This is a genomic window from Sphingomonas mollis (genome assembly GCF_016427505.1).
Taxonomy (GTDB): Bacteria; Pseudomonadota; Alphaproteobacteria; order Sphingomonadales; family Sphingomonadaceae; genus Sphingomonas; species Sphingomonas mollis.
On record NZ_JAELXS010000006.1, the window covers coordinates 240,358 to 255,622 of the forward strand.

A 15,265-nucleotide genomic window follows, 5' to 3' on the forward strand; every position below is an offset into this window, starting at 1 on the left:
TTCCGGGCGCCGACCTGTCAATGGGCCGTCACCGGTGCCAGCGTGGTGGCGCCGATCAGTTGCTCAAGCGCACCGTTTAGCGAGATGCCGACCATGTCGAGTCCCAGCGTGTCGGCCAGATCGAGCGACTGGGCGATGAGACGGGCGAGCGCGCGGCGTTGATCGGGGCGTTGATCGGGATGGGGAAGGTCTTGCATGGCGTCGCCCTACGCAAAAGCGGATGGTTAAGGTCCAACGAGGTGGGAAACGAACTGTTTCCTTCCCTATGGGGTACCCGCCATGTGGGCCATCATCGACAAGGACCAGCTTCGGTGCGGTGCACCCCGCCATCGTCCGATCACGACGTGACGAGTGATCGTACCGTGTATGCAATCTGGTGGCCCAGCCAGGTCTGGGCGGCCGATGTCAGATGGCATCGATCATCCTGCCGTTTGTTCATGGGAATACGGTCGAGATCGGGACCGATCACGACTCCGGCATATTCCCGCGCCAACTGGTCGCGTGCATCGTCCAGCGGCTGCCATTTGGTCGGTGATTTCCGGCAGACGCTTTCACGCGTGATGATCCATGTAGCGGTCGGATCGACCGATATCAGCCGGCGAAGCTGGGCAAGATACCGGGCCGCCGGGTCCCGCAGCCCGGCGTTGGTTTCACCTTGCATGAATATGATGATCGGGTCGGGATAGCCCGTCGCCTTCATCGCGGCGAGTGTCCGACGAACCTTCGCCATCTGTTCGGACGTGGTCCATTGTTCGATGGCGGAACCCGAGATCGCGATATTGGCGATGACCGACGGGTGGCCAAGCGCATCGGCGAACGCGGGCCAGATCGATCCGCTGCGTCCGGTGGTTCCCGGCATGGGGTCCATCAACGAATAGCAGTCGCCGTCATCAAAGGCGTACGCCGTGGCGGTTGGCCGGTGACGCTCCACACCCGTATTCGATGCATGCGATTGACCGATGACCAGAAATGCCTGCGCCGATGACGGACACGGTACCGATACCTTTGGCAGGCCGGTAACGATCTGCGTCCAGCCACGGGTGGAAATCTGATATACCAGAAAGGCGACGAGCGAGAGTATGAACGCTCCAGCCAGCGTCAGCGCGACTGATTTGCGTGATACGATCATGTGAATGTCGGTATCACCTCGATGACCTGGTCATCGGAGAACAACATCCGGCGTGGATGGTTCAATTGCCGCATCGATCCGACATGATGCAGCGTTGCGGCTCAACTGATCCGATACAGCTTGTACGGTGCGCCGCGCGGCAGCGGCAACGGCGTCAGCCAGTCGAACGACCCCCGTCGCGCCAGTTGGTCGTAGAAGCCGCCGGGGTTGCGGGCGCGGTAGATCGTCGATTCGCTCATGTTCGGGCAGACCAGCAACAGGGTCGCGCGGTGCCGCTTCATAATGGCGTGCGCCTGATCCGGCGAGCGGCTGAAGGCGTGCTGCACGTCGAGGATCGCGTCGCCGTTGCGATGATAGGGGCCGGCGATCGCATCGTGATGCGTGATGGTGATAAGGCGCGGGCCGAGATCGACGAAGGTGAAGACGGTGGCGGCCGGATAGCGGTTGAGCGTCAGCAGGCGCGAGGTGCGCATGCACTCGCCCGTCGCGGCGTTGACGCGGCGGGTATAAGCGCTCGGCCGGTCGATCGGCAGCCAGCGGATGACCCAGCCGGCGAACAGGCCGGACACGAGCATGAACGCCGTCACGGTTCCCACTACCCGCACGACGGGCTTGGGATGGCCGAGCAGCCACGGCAGGATCAGGGCGGCCAGCGCCACCGCGCCAGGGATCGCCAGCAACGCCGCCGCCGGGCCGGCGCGCGCCTGCCAGAACAGCATGGCGACCGCGAAACAGGTGAACAGCGTCACCGCGACCCAGCCGATCAGCGCCGGCGTCCGCCGCGCGCGCCATGTGCCGACGAACGCGCCGATCAGGCCGATGACCGGCAGCGTGGCGATCGGGAATGCGACGCGGAAGGGATGGGCATAGAGCGGCTTGGCCTCGCGTACATTGGCGAGCCAGGTGCGGACGAGTTCGGGCGACACCTGTTCGGGCCGGCCGAGGCATTGCGGGAAAAACGATGCGAAGCCGACCGCGATGATCCCGCCCGCCGCCACGGCCAGCGCGAGCCGCACGATCACCGATCGCGGCGACAGATAGGACAGGACGAACAGCAGCACGCCGGCCGCGATCAGAACGCTCAGCCATACCGGCGTCAGCGCGTCGCAGCGCATTGCCCAGTTGGCGCGCGACGCGAACAGCGCGAACCCTGCCGCGCCGCCGCCGCCCAGCGTGATGGCGTAGATTTCCAGCCGCCGCTCCTCGCGCCGGTCCCATACCCAGCGCAGCGTCAGGATGGCGCCCGCCATCGCGCAATAGGGCAGCATCTCCAGCCCGATCGACAGCGACATCGCGCTGGCGAGGCCGACGAGCGCGCCGCCGCAACCGGTGCGCGGATCGCACAGGCCGGCGACGGTCACCGCCAGACAGGCGAGCTGCCAGCCGTGATGATCGATGCGTTCGGGCATGAACATCAGCATCGTCGTCGTGGCGCTCATCACCAGAAAGATCAGCGCCAGCGGCCAGGCGATCGGCCCGACCAGCCGGCGGACGGTGGCGGCCAGCGCCATCATCGCGACGCCCAGCGGCAACAGCGGTGCGATGCCGCAGGCCAGCCGCTCCGCCCAGCTCGGGGACATGAAGTGGCGGAACAGCAGGATCAGTCCCGCGATCGGCAGATCGACGATGTGGCTCCAGTGGATGTCGAAGCCGGCCGGCGGGTTCATCCGGTACTGGCGCAGGTCGTACCAGTCCTGCCCGGCCATCCACGCGCGCACCTGCATCAGGCGCATATTGTCGTCGGTGTCGCCCAGCGACAGCCAGCGGATCGCGCTCCAGCGGTCGAACACGAACCAGGCGGACACCGCGATCCACGCGATCAGCACGAACGCGACCCAGCGGCGATCCAGTTCCCGCTTCAGACCGGGGACACCATCCAGAATCAAAATGCTTTCCCCTTGTCCGTACGCGTTATAGACGCCGGGGCTCCGCTCTAGGGCGAGCGAGGCAAAGGGCAAGCGGTGGCGGCACTATCAAAGCTGGATGATTGGCGGCGCAGCGAGGTCTTCGGACAGCTGGTCCGCTTTGCCATCGCCGGGGGGATCACCACGGCGATCTACACGGTTGTCTATTCGCCGCTCGCCAAATACCGGATCACGTCCGAACAGGTGGCCAATCTGGCCGGGTATCTGGTCGCGATGGTCTCCGGCTATCTGATTCACAGCCGCTGGAGCTTTCGCGGACATGGCGCGGATGCGGGGCAGACGACGAAGCGGTTCTTCGCGGTGTCGCTGGTCAGTTACGGCGCCAACACGCTGTGGGTGTGGTTGCTGACCGACGACGCGATGCTGGCGGGGCCGTGGTGGTGGCCGCTGGTCCCGGTGCTGTTCGTGACGCCGCTCGTCACCTTCATGCTGAACCGCCTCTGGGTGTTTGCCTGAGCCATGGATCGCATCGTCTATGACCGGATGGCGGCGCATGATTCCACCCATTGGTGGTACCGGGCGCGGCGCGACATCCTGGCCGATTATCTGACGCGCTTCGGGGAATTGCCCAAGCAGGCGAAGATTCTGGAGATCGGGTGCGGGACCGGCCACAATCTGCCGATGCTGGCCCAGTTCGGCGAGATCGACGCGATCGAGATCGATCCGGCGGCGCGCGAGATCGCCAGCGAGCGGCTGGGCCGGCCTGTCGGCGCGGCGCCGTTGCCGGCCTTGCCCGGGGTGCCGCGGGGGCATTACGACCTGATCGCGGTGCTCGACGTGGTGGAGCATATCGAGGACGACGTCGCGGCGCTGGCGGCGATGGCGACGTGCCTGGCGCCCGGCGGCAAGATCCTGATCGCGGTGCCGGCGCATCAATGGCTGTGGAGCGCGCACGACGTGGTGAACCATCACCATCGCCGCTATTCCAAGAAGACGCTGCGCTCGGCGATCGAGCGGGCGGGGTTGAAGGCGGACAAGCTCGGCTATTTCAACAGCCTGTTGTTCCCGCTGGCGGCGAGTGCGCGGCTGCTGGGGCGGATGACGGGTCGGGACGACAGCGACGATTCGCCGCCGCCGCCGGTGGTCAATTCACTGTTCGAGACGATCTTCCGGCTGGAGCGCCACATGGTCGGGCGCGTGCCGATGGCGCCCGGCGTCTCGATCGTCACGCTCGCCCGGCCGGCCTGACGGCAAGGGTTCGGCGCGGAAGCCGAGCGTGGCGTGGCCCTGAATCGGTCCGGCGACGTCGGCGACGATGTAGAGCGGCCGCCGCTTCGATTCGATGTACAGCCGGCCGAGATATTCGCCGATCATGCCGAGCACGAACATCTGCACCGCGCCCAGCACGACGGTGACGAGCATCGTCGAGGTCCAGCCCTGCACCGCAGTGCCCGACAGCCAGCCGATCGCGATATAGACGATCAGGAGCAGCGACACGGCGGTCAGCGCGAGGCCGACATGGCTGGCGAAGCGCAGCGGCGCGGTGGAGAAGCCGGTGACGGCGTCGAAGGCGAGGCGGATCATCTTGCCGAGCGGGTAATTGGTCTCGCCGGCATGCCGCTCCGCCCGGTCATAGGGAAAGGGCACCTGCCGGAACCCGATCCACGCCACCATGCCCCGGATGAAGCGCGCCTGTTCCGGCAGCGACAGCAACGCATCGAGCGCGCGGCGGCTCATTAGGCGGAAATCGCCGGTGTCGAGCGGGATCGGCGTGTCGGTGACGCGGTCCAGGACGCGGTAGAAGGCGGCGGCGGTGGCTTTCTTGAACAGCGTCTCGCCTTCGCGCCTGCGGCGGACGGCGTAGACCACGTCGGCGCCCTGCGCGGCCATGGTGCGGCGCATGTCGGCGAGGAGTTCCGGCGGGTCCTGAAGATCGGCGTCGATGATGAGGATCTGGTCGCCGGCGCACAGGTCCAGCCCCGCGGTCAGCGCCAGTTGGTGGCCGTGGTTGCGCGACAGGTTGATCGCGACGAGGCGGGGGTCGGTTTCCGCCAGTTGCTGCATCGCTGCCCAGCTGTCGTCGCGGCTGCCGTCGTTGATGAACACGATCTCGTGATCGTCCCCCACCGCCGCCCGCGCGGCGGCGGATATGCGGGCGTGGAGCAGGTCGAGACACGCGGCCTCGTTATAGCAGGGGACGACGACGGACAGGGCAGGGCGATGGAGGGGACGATACATGAACCGGTGTTGTAGCGGCGCGGGGGCGGGGCGTCATGCGGGTTCTCACCCCGCCACCACCAGCTTCACCAGCGTACCGGGCGTCAGCGTCGCGCCGTCGCCGAGGCCGTTCAGCGTCACGAAGCGTTCGCGGCGATAATCGGGATAGGCCATGCGCGCCGCCAGCGTATCGACCGTGTCGCGCGGACCGACCGTGACGATGCGGATCACCTTGCCGCGCACCGCGGCGGCATCGGCGGCGGACAGCGGCGCGACGCTGGCGAGCAGCGGCTGGAACGGGCCGACGCCGCTGCCCGCCGGGGTGACCAGCGTGAAGGTATAGACCGACGAGGGGAAGCGATACGCGACGACGGTGGCATCGACCGCGCGGCCATTGGCGGCGGCGCGGATCGTACGCAGCGCATAGGACACGCCGTTGGCGCTGCCGGGCTGCGTTTCACCGTTGCCGGCCGCCGCGCCCAGCGCCTGAAAGCGCGCGGCGATCGCGGCGTCGAGGCTGGAAGCGGTCGAGGTCTGGAACTGCGCCTGGCCGCCCGACCCGGCGATCGTCACCGCGTCCGCGCCATTGGCCATGCGATAGCCGGCCGGCGCGGTGAAGCGGATGCGGAGTGCGGGATGGCGAAAGGTCTGGCCGTCGATCATGCCCTGCGCCGGGTCCTCGTCATAGGGCATGCCATCGAGCATCCGCAGGAAGGCGGTGTCCTGCGCCGGCGTGGTTTCGGGCTTGCCGGTGGCGGCGGCGAGCTGCGCGGCGCGGCGGACGCGTTCCTGACTGTTGGGATGGGTGGAGGCCCAGCCGGGGACGGCGTTCGCGTTACGCCCGGCGACCCGCGCGGACAGGTCGCTGGAGGCGGCAAGCGCGCTCAGCATGTCGGCGGCGGCATAGGGATCGTAGCCGGCGGCGGTCATGTAGCGGACGCCGAGGCCGTCGGCCTGATATTCCTGATCGCGACCATATTTCAGCGTGTAGAGCTGCGCGCCGCTGCCGACGAGTTGCGTCGCGAGACTGCTGCCGGTGACGAGGCCGGCGCCGGCGGCGAGGATCGATCCGATGGTGGAACGGGTGTTGCGGCCGGCGGCGTGGCGGGCGGCGACATGGCCGACCTCGTGACCCAGCACCGACGCCAGCTCCGCCTCGGAATTCATCAGCGCGAGCAACTGGCGCGTGACATAGACATAGCCGCCGGGGATCGCGAACGCGTTCTCGACGGGCGAATTGAGCGTGGTGATGGTGAAATCGCCGGTCGCGTTCGACAGGCCGGACTGCACCGCCACCCGCTTGCCCACCCGGTCGACATAGGCCGCCTGCGGCCTACGATAGGCGCCGCCATATTCGGCGATCAACTGCGGATTGGCCTGCGCCCCCTGTTGCCGGTCGGAGGCGGAGATCGAGCGCGTCTGCTGCGCCGCGACCGGCGCGGCGATGGTCGCGGTGGCCAGCAACAGGCCGGCGGACAGGCGGATGGTCATCGGTGTCGTTCCCCTTCGAGCAAGGGAAAAAGCACCGATGCGGGCATGGTTCCCGGTGACGGTCGTCGGGGCCGGCGGCGACGGAAAGTCCCGAAAGTCACACCCTCGCATACGCGCGATCGTGCGCGTGGGTGAAAGTCAGGGGAAACTGTCATGGCTCGGTGGCATGGGGAATGGGGCTGTCCTCATGCGGCCACCTTCTGTGCTGCACTTCGACTTGGAACCTCACGGAAAACCAACGCGCTGTAGCTGCCGCCCCGCCAGCAGAAGCGGCGGGACGGCAAAGTAAGGTTATGCTCGTTCAGCAGCGTCAACAGGAGCACGTCACCCCGATTGGCAGATTGTTGCTACCCCAAGCGCGAATTGGCGTAAAATACATGTTAGTGTGTGGGCCGGGAATGTATCCCCCATCCCGGCCGTGAACTTGGCCTATCGCGAGCGATCCGAAATAGACCGGTCCGCCGCTATCGCCCTCGATTGATTGCTTCGGAAAATTCTCGTTCCAGTTCATGCGTGGAAAGTCGCCATATGGCGAATCAGTATACATGTAGGAATCGATGGTCCCACAGGTTTGGAGCGTCGTCAGTCCAAATTTGCATGCATACATCCCGGGCGTCTCATAGCTTCCTCCGGTAACTGTTATCATAGATGTTCCATTGTAGAACTTTGGAACTAGGAGGTAAGCCTGACCTCCGGAAAACGTCGACCATTGACTGTCCAGACCATTGGTCGTCCATTCTTGCTTGAATGCGAGTGTTTTTTCCTGTCGGCCCATCGGTGCCGCTGTTATCACAGTGACCCGCAGTTGATATTCCGTAAAGGGAACCGTTTATCTGTTTTACGTTGAAGCCACGTGTACATTTATACGTGGGGCCATCGTATAGTTGGCCGCCCGGCACCTCTGTAGCGGTGGTAAAAATACCGTCGAAATGCTCGATCCGCGTTCCAACAGTTGCACGAAGCGCCCCATCGACTAGACCCATGAGCGTCGCGGTGGAATCCTTTACGAGCAACTTTGTCTGTCCGGTTCGTGCGTTCGACGCGATCACAGCCTCGATCCCGTTGGCCCGCAGTCCGGCTAGTTGGAGCTTGGCGGAGGCGGATATAGCCGCGGCGGACGTGGGCGCTGAGCGAAAATCAAGAATCTGGCCAAGCTCGCTGGAACTGGAGATTTCCCGGGATGTCTTCTCGATTGCTCCTATCGCGTCTCGTACTCCGTAGACAGCCACCCGGAACCCCCGGCCACCGACGACTTCCACGCCAGAGACTGTATCAGGATATCGGACCTGCAGTTGGTAAGCCAGCCGCGCGGCTTCGCTCATGAGCCGCAAGCGCCTCGTCGCCTCCGAGATCGTAAGCTCTTCCGTCATTGCATAGGCGCGTGCCGTTTGCTCACCTGGATCAGCGAAAGGCTCCGTCATCTTTGCCACACCATAATTCTCGGAAGCGAAAGATTGGCTTGATGGCAAAATGACACCGATCGCTAAAACGAGGGCTGAAAAGCTAATTTTCCCAAACATACTTCTCATCTTCCGATCTCCTCGATATATGAAGTAATGATGTAAGGCCGTCCGCATCGTGAGAGCTTCTTGAATGTGATGACTTCATTACGCAAAAAATTGATCGACCCGTCACCACCCTGTGCTCGGATCAGGGCATCATTCTTGAGAACGCTCCCGATGGGTGAGGCGACACCTCCAAGCTCGGCGCTCCATCGATACCCATCGGGCCAGATGATTGTATATCGTCTCCCTGCGGCGCGAAGGTAGGTGCAGCCGTTCTGGATCGACAACTGACCTTGCCGATGTTCCGGGACAACAATCTGGCTTGTAGGCCTTGACGCCACAATAGGCTGGGCACCAGTGCATCCAGTGATCGCGAAAATCTGCGCAATCGCAACTAGATGATGTATATTAATGTGCCCGTCTCTCCGATCGATGTAAGATGACATATTTACGCTCCTGTCACCCGAGCCACTAACCGACTAAACGAAAGTCTTAAAGGGGCATCGGAAACCACCGTGTAAACGGGGTGTTCGTCGGGCTGCAGTCCGATTTTGCTAAGTTTGGCGTTTATGTCGGAGCCTGTCAGGCGACCCAAAGTAGAACGTAGATTGCTCTTGCTAATCCCGGATAGTTCCCCGGTAATTTCGCAGCCGCTCGATCGACAATCGACGGTGACTGGCAAAGCCCAACCCGAAGTGGCAAACGCAGCTTTGATCGTCTGCTCAGCCTGAGGCGCCCATGCCAGATCACGCTGCTCAGTACCGAGTGCTGTCCGCGTACGCTCGGGGTCGCCGCTAATGTCCAAGCGCGGTGTCCGCGTTTCCGGTGGAAGTTGACGAGTCCCTGATGATTGCCTCGCTGCGGCAGCATTATTGGGATTCATCGTACTTGCCACCACGCGAACTGCAAAAGTCTCATATGGTTGAGATATTTTCTGCTGAGTGATATGAAAAGTTACAAGGAAAATTAGTATCAAGAGACCCATAAGAACGGCGGTAGTCTTGACACGTATCATTACGTAATCTCCGGATAATAATAGGTCTTAATGGATGCAAATTTTCTCACATCGCTTTCCGTCAACGACAATCAATTATAGATCTATAATTACAATAATGTTACAGGCGTATCGAGATACGTCATTTAGTTCGAGATTTTAAAGTCTAATTTATTTCAACGTAGAGATTACGTTGTGCGCTCTCTCTTTCGATCCTTTTGGGAATGGCGGTAACGCCACGTAAGGTATCGATTACTGTCATTTTATTCTTAAACCCGTTATCCTCAAACCCGCTCCACCGCATTCACCGCGTCCAGCGCCCGCAGGGCGGCGATCAGGTGCAGCAGTTGCTGGATGTCGTGGACCTCCACGTCGGTCGCATTGGTGTGGACGCGGGCGTCGCGGCGCAGGTTGATGATGTGGGTGCGGTGCCGGGCGATCATGGTCGCCAGCAGGCCGGGGACGCCGGGCGTTCTTTACCGTGACCGGGAGGCGCGCGAGAGCGCGGGGACGGACGCCGTTTCCCGGCGTGACCTGAAAGAGTTGCGAAGTCTTCTCTTTCGGCCCGGATGTTTCTCTGTCCGGCACACTCCCCCTCCCATCATCCCCAGTCCGTATAGTGACTGGATGCGGGAGTTGAGATAGCCAGTGTCTTCAGTGATGCCGGATCTGGGGCGCCGACATCATCCTGACAGGGGGATCGAATGGCGAATGGCAGTGGGGCTGTGCATGCGGCCGGGGTCGGTACATGGTTCCGCCGGCCGTGGATTGCGATCGTCGTCGGCATCACATCCTTCTATGTCTTCGTTACGGTCATTGCCCGTTACTCGGCAAATCCAAGTCCGTTGCCGCGCACCTTCAATTCGATGCTCGATCACCTGCTTCAGGGGCGATTCGATGTCGATCCCATGGTCATCGGCGGTGAGGGCTTTGCGCGCAACGGCCTGGTCTATGCCTATTGGGGGGTGATGCCCGCTGTGCTGCGATTGCCGGTCACGGTGCTGCCCCATTGGCGCGACGTCAACTTCACGATCGCCTATTGTCTGCTGGCGTTGCTGATGATGGGCGTGACCAAGCTCTGGACCGTGCACTACATCGTGCGACACCATGTCGCGATCCCGCGCTATCTGGCGCGGGCCGCGTATCTGGTGGTCGCGCTGTCCGGTGCGCAGATGTGCTTCGTTCGACCGAGCCTGTTCCAGGAGGTGTGCCTGTGGGCCGGTCTGTTCGCCGCCATCTTCGTCGCGGCGGCCATCGTGGCGCAACATCGCGGTCTGGGCGAGCGCGAACGGGTGGTCATGGCGGTGGCGGCGGGGGCCGCGCTGCTGACCCGTGTATCGACGGGCATCGGCCTCGTCGCGGCGTTCGGACTGCTTCTGGGCGTTACCGTGATGGACGATCGCCGCAACTGGCGTGGTCAGTTGCGGCAATCCTGGCGGGCGCTGGCGATCCTGACGGTGGCGGGGATCGCGACGGCCGGCGTCAATTATGGCCGATGGGGCAATCCGCTGACGTTTGCCGATTACCAATATTATATTCTCAACATCGAATTTCCGGATCGCTTGCGGCGCACCGCCGAATATGGCCTGTTCAATATCGAGCGGATACCGTTCGGCCTCGTCTATTACCTGTTCCCGGTCTGGGTATTGCGGGGCGGTGACGGCCAGTTGCTGTTCGATACGACCCGACTTCGCCTGATCGATGCGGCCGAACTGCCGCCCAGCAGTTTCCTGCTGACCGATCCGTTGCTGCTGTTGCTGGGTGGCATGGCGGTGATCCAGTGGCTTCGGGTACGGGGGCCGGCCGGGCGGCAGGGGGGCGCCATCGCCGCCGGTCTGGCGGTGTCCGCCTTGCTGATGCTGTGCGCCATCAGCATGTGCTTTCGCTATCGGATCGATTTCTATCCGGTGATCGAGTTTCTCGGCTTTTCCGGGCTGGCGATGGCCGGTCGAAGCGGCTGGTCGTTGAAACCCGGACTGGTCTGGACGCTGACGATCATCTCGATCGGTGCGTCGGTCGCGGTCAGCATCGCCTATCTTCTCACGACGTTCGGACCGGGGCAATTATGGATCGAGCAAGGGGTCGGCCAATTCTATCTGGGGAAAATCGGCCTTTAGTAACGGCGCGATCCCGGTCGGCTATGGTCTGGTGATGTCGGCTGGCCCCGACCCGTCAAACCCGTTCCACCGCATTCACCGCGTCCAGCGCACGCAAGGCGGCGATCAGGCGCATCAGTTGCTGGACGTCGTGGACCTCCACGTCGATCGCGTTGGTGTGGAAGCGGGCGTCGCGGGTGTCGAGGCGCAGGTTGATGATGTTGGCGCGGTGCTGGCCGATCACGGTCGCGAGCAGGCCGAGGACGCCGGGTTCGTTCTTCACGGTGACCGAGATGCGCGCGACGGCGCCCTCGGTGCGTTCTCCCCATGACACGTCGACCCAGTCGGTCTCGCTGTCCGATCGGTCGGCGAGTTCGGTCAGGACGACGCAGTCGATCGCGTGCACCTCGATCCCCGCATCGGGACGGCGCAGGCCGACGATGCGGTCGCCCGGCACCGGGTGGCAGCATTGGGCGAGGTCATAGGCGACGCCGGGGGTCAGGCCCTTGATCGACAGGGCGCTGGATTGCGGGGCGATGGCGGCGATGTCGGCGCCGGCGGAACCGGGCATCAGCGCCTCCATCACCGCCGCGTCGGACAGCGTGCGCCGCGCGATGGCGACCATCAGCGAACCTTCGTCGGGCAGCTTCAACCGCTTGAGCGCCTGTTTCATGGCGTCCACGCCCAGCGCGGCGGGCAGGCGGGCGACGATGTCCTCGTACAGTTTCTCGCCGAGCGTCACCTGTTCGGCGCGCTCGGTCTGGCGCAGGTGGCGGCGGATCGCGGCCAGCGCCTTGCCGGTCACCGCGACGTTCAGCCAGCCGGGTTGCGGCGTCTGGCCGGCGGAGCGGAGGATCTGCACCTGATCGCCATTCTCGATCACGGTCGACAGGGGCACGACGCGGCCGTTGATCTTGGCGCCAACCGCCTGATCGCCGAGATCGGTGTGGACGGCGTAGGAGAAATCGATCGGCGTCGCGCCCTTGGGCAGCTGAATCAACTCCCCCTTGGGCGTGAAGGCGAAGATGCGATCCTGGTACATCGCCATGCGGGTGTGTTCGAGCAGCTCCTCGGGACTGTCGGCGGTGTCGAGGATCTCGACGAGGTCGCGAATCCAGCTGACCTGCGCATCGTGACGTTCGGCCTGTTTGTAGGTCCAGTGCGCGGCGAGGCCGAAATCCGCCTCCGCATGCATCGCCGGCGTGCGGATCTGGATTTCGATGCGGGTCTGTTCGGCGGTGATGACGGTGGTGTGCAGCGAGCGATAGCCGTTGCGCTTGGGGGTGGAGATGTAATCCTTGAACCGGCCCGGCACCATCGGCCAGCGGCGATGGATGACGCCCAGCGCCCGGTAGCAATCCTCCTCGGTCGGGACGAGCGCGCGGAAGGCCATGACGTCGGACAGTTGTTCGAAGCTGATGTGCCGCTCGTTCATCTTGCGGAAGATCGAGTAGGGATGCTTTTCGCGGCCGGTGACGTCGGATTCGATGCCGCCGCGCGACAGCAGCAGCTTCAGGCCCGATGCGATGCGGGCGATCCGGTCGCCGCCGCCCAGCTTCAGCTGTTCGAGGCGGCGGGTGATGCTTTCATACGCTTCGGGTTCGAGTTGCTGGAAGGCGAGCGTCTGCATCTCCTTCATGAATTCGTACATGCCCACCCGCTCGGCCAGGGGGGCGTAGATATCCATCGTCTCGCGCGCGATCCGCCGCCGCTTTTCGGGCTTGGCGATGTGATGCAGCGTGCGCATGTTGTGCAGGCGGTCGGCGAGCTTCACCAGCAGCACGCGGATGTCGTCGGACATGGCGAGCAGGAACTTGCGCAGGTTCTCGGCGGCGCGCTCGTTGTCGGTCTGCGCCTCGATCCGGGACAGCTTGGTGACGCCGTCGACGAGGCGCGCGACGTTGGGGCCGAACAGGCGCGCGATCTCTTCCGGGGTGGCGACGGTATCCTCGACCGTGTCGTGCAGGATGGCGGTGACGATCGTTTCCGCATCCAGCCGCAGGTCGGTGAGGATGCCGGCGACCTCGATCGGGTGGCTGAAATACGGGTCGCCGGAGGCGCGCTTCTGGCTGCCATGCGCGTGCATCGAAAAGACATAGGCGCGGTTCAGCAATGCCTCGTCCGCGTCGGGATCGTAGTCGAGGACCCGATCCACCAGTTCATATTGTCTCAACACGGCCCCAAGATGGCGGTTAGGTGCGCTGCTTTGCAACAGAATTGATCCGTTGGCCGTGATCGGCGCAGTCGATGGCGATGCCGGCCGCCATCCCGGACGGCTGGTCAGCCGATGGGGGCGGCGCCCTCGCCGGACTGATCCGGGGCCACGACGGCGGGGCGGCGGCCCCAGTGGACGAGCGACCAGGCACGTTCGTGGAAGTAGAACAGCGCGATCTTGGTGATGACCTCGGTCCCCGCGATCGATCCGGCGACCTTGGCGTCGCCGGAGAAGATCATGCCAAGGATGAACGTGTCGATCGACCCGACCGTGCGCCACGATACCGCCTTCACGAACGAGCGCGGGTGGCTTTCCAGACCGTTGAACAGGAACATGCGGCATCCTCCTGATGCGCCGATACGGGCGCTTTGGCCGGGATGCGAGCAAGAGCGGCGATGGGGCGGTCAAGATAATCCATCGCCGCCCGCGTGTTCAGCCCGCCCCCATCACCCCGCCCATTCACCCCGATCCTTGCGCCGGGGTGTTGACGCCCATCGATTGCAGGTAGCGCTTCACGTTGCGCGCGGCCTGGCGCAGGCGCTGTTCGTTCTCGACCATGGCGATGCGGACATAGCCCTCGCCATTCTCGCCGTAACCGACGCCGGGGGCGACGGCGACCTTGGCCTCGGTCAGCATCTGCTTCGAGAATTCGAGGCTGCCGAGATGGGCGAGCGCGGGGGGCAGCGGTGCCCAGGCGAACATCGAGGCGCGGGGGCTGGGGATGTCCCAGCCGGCGCGGCCGAAGCTTTCGACCAGCACGTCGCGGCGCTTGTGATAGAGCAGGCGATTGCGCTCGACGATATCCTGCGGGCCGTTCAGCGCGGCGCAGGCGGCGGCCTGGATCGGGGTGAAGGCGCCGTAATCGAGGTACGACTTAACCCGCGTCATCGCCGCGATCAGTTTCCTGTTGCCGACCGCGAAGCCGATGCGCCAGCCGGCCATGCTGTACGTCTTGGACAGCGAGGTGAATTCCACCGCGACGTCCTTGCCGCCCTTCACCTGCAGGATCGACGGCGTCGGGTTGCCGTCGAAATACAGTTCCGAATAGGCAAGGTCGCTGAGGATCCACAGCCCCTGCTCCTTGGCGAACGCGACGAGGCGTTCGTAGAAGGCGAGATCGACCGTCTCGGCGGTCGGGTTCGACGGATAGTTCACGACCAGCACCGACGGGCGCGGGACGGTGAAGGCCATCGCGCGTTCGAGGCTTTCGAAATACGCCTCGTCCGGGGTCGTCGGGACGGCGCGGATGGTGGCGCCGGCGATGATGAAGCCGAAGGTATGGATCGGATAGGACGGGTTGGGCGCGAGCACGACGTCGCCGGGCGCGGTGATCGCGGTGGCAAGGCTGGCCAGCCCCTCCTTCGACCCCATCGTCACCACGACCTCGGTCTCGGGATCGAGATCGACGCCGAAGCGGCGGCCGTAATAATTGGCCTGCGCGCGGCGGAGACCGGGAATCCCCTTGGACTGGGAATAGCCGTGCGCGTCGGGCTTGCGCGTGACCTCGATCAGCTTTTCGATGACATGGTCGGGCGGGGGCAGATCGGGATTGCCCATGCCCAGATCGATGATGTCCTCGCCGCCCGCGCGCGCCGCCGCCCGCATCGCGTTCACTTCGGCGATGACATAGGGGGGCAGGCGCTTGATGCGGTAGAACTCGTCGGACATGTCTGTTGGGCCTTCGATGGAAACCATGCCCGCCTTACGCCGATTAACGGTGCGGCGAAAGCAGTGAGGGCTCGGATGTCGGACG

The 15,265-nt window shown here is 64.0% G+C and carries 13 protein-coding genes; 3 read left to right on the forward strand and 10 right to left on the reverse strand.

Annotated elements, in window-relative coordinates; all coding sequences use genetic code 11:
• Positions 1–17: 17 nt before the first annotated feature.
• The 3 genes from JAO74_RS12555 to JAO74_RS12565 form a co-directional block, all read right to left on the reverse strand.
• On the reverse strand, positions 18–197 hold the full coding sequence (locus JAO74_RS12555; RefSeq protein ID WP_199038414.1) for a hypothetical protein: 180 nt from the start codon (positions 195–197) through the stop codon (positions 18–20).
• Between the two features lie 140 nt (positions 198–337).
• On the reverse strand, positions 338–1,129 hold the full coding sequence (locus JAO74_RS12560; protein ID WP_199038416.1) for a sialate O-acetylesterase: 792 nt from the start codon (positions 1,127–1,129) through the stop codon (positions 338–340).
• A gap of 101 nt (positions 1,130–1,230) precedes the next feature.
• Entirely contained in the window at positions 1,231–3,012 is a 1,782-nt protein-coding gene (locus JAO74_RS12565; protein ID WP_416194309.1) for an AcrB/AcrD/AcrF family protein, read from the reverse strand.
• A gap of 78 nt (positions 3,013–3,090) precedes the next feature.
• Here JAO74_RS12565 and JAO74_RS12570 point away from each other — a divergent pair, with 78 nt between their 5' ends.
• A complete protein-coding gene (locus tag JAO74_RS12570) occupies positions 3,091–3,510 on the forward strand; it encodes a GtrA family protein (RefSeq protein WP_199038419.1) in 420 nt (139 codons plus the stop codon).
• A gap of 3 nt (positions 3,511–3,513) precedes the next feature.
• The gene (locus JAO74_RS12575; protein WP_199038422.1) at positions 3,514–4,242 is read left to right on the forward strand and encodes a class I SAM-dependent methyltransferase; all 729 of its coding nucleotides are present in this window, start codon (positions 3,514–3,516) and stop codon (positions 4,240–4,242) included.
• Here JAO74_RS12575 and JAO74_RS12580 read toward each other — a convergent pair.
• The 4 genes from JAO74_RS12580 to JAO74_RS12595 form a co-directional block, all read right to left on the reverse strand.
• Positions 4,144–5,232 carry a glycosyltransferase family 2 protein gene (locus JAO74_RS12580; RefSeq protein WP_199038425.1) on the reverse strand — a complete coding sequence of 363 codons (1,089 nt, stop codon included), beginning with the start codon at positions 5,230–5,232 and terminating at the stop codon, positions 4,144–4,146. The two genes, JAO74_RS12575 and JAO74_RS12580, sit on opposite strands and share 99 nt — an antisense overlap.
• Before the next feature lie 45 nt (positions 5,233–5,277).
• Positions 5,278–6,702, reverse strand: a complete 1,425-nt coding sequence (locus tag JAO74_RS12585; protein ID WP_199038428.1) for a M48 family metalloprotease — start codon at positions 6,700–6,702, stop codon at positions 5,278–5,280.
• Positions 6,703–7,319: 617 nt separating this feature from the next.
• On the reverse strand, positions 7,320–8,231 hold the full coding sequence (locus JAO74_RS12590) for a chymotrypsin family serine protease (protein WP_199038431.1): 912 nt from the start codon (positions 8,229–8,231) through the stop codon (positions 7,320–7,322).
• Between the two features lie 1,254 nt (positions 8,232–9,485).
• On the reverse strand, positions 9,486–9,644 hold the full coding sequence (locus JAO74_RS12595; protein ID WP_199038434.1) for a hypothetical protein: 159 nt from the start codon (positions 9,642–9,644) through the stop codon (positions 9,486–9,488).
• Positions 9,645–9,905: 261 nt separating this feature from the next.
• On the opposite strand from JAO74_RS12595, the gene JAO74_RS12600 reads away from it, so the two are divergent.
• Positions 9,906–11,318, forward strand: coding sequence for a hypothetical protein (locus JAO74_RS12600; RefSeq protein ID WP_199038436.1), 1,413 nt, complete (start codon positions 9,906–9,908; stop codon positions 11,316–11,318).
• A 55-nt stretch (positions 11,319–11,373) separates the two neighbouring features.
• Here JAO74_RS12600 and JAO74_RS12605 read toward each other — a convergent pair whose 3' ends face one another.
• From JAO74_RS12605 to JAO74_RS12615, 3 genes are all read right to left on the reverse strand, one after another.
• Positions 11,374–13,473 (reverse strand): RelA/SpoT family protein, encoded by a 2,100-nt coding sequence (locus tag JAO74_RS12605; protein WP_199038439.1) that lies wholly within the window; start codon positions 13,471–13,473, stop codon positions 11,374–11,376.
• Between the two features lie 104 nt (positions 13,474–13,577).
• Positions 13,578–13,847: a DUF2061 domain-containing protein gene (locus JAO74_RS12610; protein ID WP_199038443.1), complete on the reverse strand. Its 270-nt coding sequence runs from the start codon at positions 13,845–13,847 to the stop codon at positions 13,578–13,580.
• A gap of 124 nt (positions 13,848–13,971) precedes the next feature.
• The gene (locus JAO74_RS12615; RefSeq protein WP_199038446.1) at positions 13,972–15,180 is read right to left on the reverse strand and encodes an LL-diaminopimelate aminotransferase; all 1,209 of its coding nucleotides are present in this window, start codon (positions 15,178–15,180) and stop codon (positions 13,972–13,974) included.
• Positions 15,181–15,265 lie beyond the last annotated feature (85 nt).

Bases quoted from the DNA above. Each gene is read 5' to 3' on its own strand.
- JAO74_RS12575 (WP_199038422.1), top strand. From the start codon at position 3,514: ATGGATCGCATCGTCTATGACCGGATGGCGGCGCATGATTCCACCCAT.
- JAO74_RS12585 (WP_199038428.1), bottom strand. From the start codon at position 6,702: ATGACCATCCGCCTGTCCGCCGGCCTGTTGCTGGCCACCGCGACCATC.
- JAO74_RS12595 (WP_199038434.1), bottom strand. From the start codon at position 9,644: ATGATCGCCCGGCACCGCACCCACATCATCAACCTGCGCCGCGACGCC.
- JAO74_RS12600 (WP_199038436.1), top strand. From the start codon at position 9,906: ATGGCGAATGGCAGTGGGGCTGTGCATGCGGCCGGGGTCGGTACATGG.
- JAO74_RS12610 (WP_199038443.1), bottom strand. From the start codon at position 13,847: ATGTTCCTGTTCAACGGTCTGGAAAGCCACCCGCGCTCGTTCGTGAAG.
- JAO74_RS12615 (WP_199038446.1), bottom strand. From the start codon at position 15,180: ATGTCCGACGAGTTCTACCGCATCAAGCGCCTGCCCCCCTATGTCATC.
- JAO74_RS12580 (WP_199038425.1), bottom strand. From the start codon at position 5,232: ATGTATCGTCCCCTCCATCGCCCTGCCCTGTCCGTCGTCGTCCCCTGC.
- JAO74_RS12560 (WP_199038416.1), bottom strand. From the start codon at position 1,129: ATGATCGTATCACGCAAATCAGTCGCGCTGACGCTGGCTGGAGCGTTC.
- JAO74_RS12555 (WP_199038414.1), bottom strand. From the start codon at position 197: ATGCAAGACCTTCCCCATCCCGATCAACGCCCCGATCAACGCCGCGCG.
- JAO74_RS12590 (WP_199038431.1), bottom strand. From the start codon at position 8,231: ATGAGAAGTATGTTTGGGAAAATTAGCTTTTCAGCCCTCGTTTTAGCG.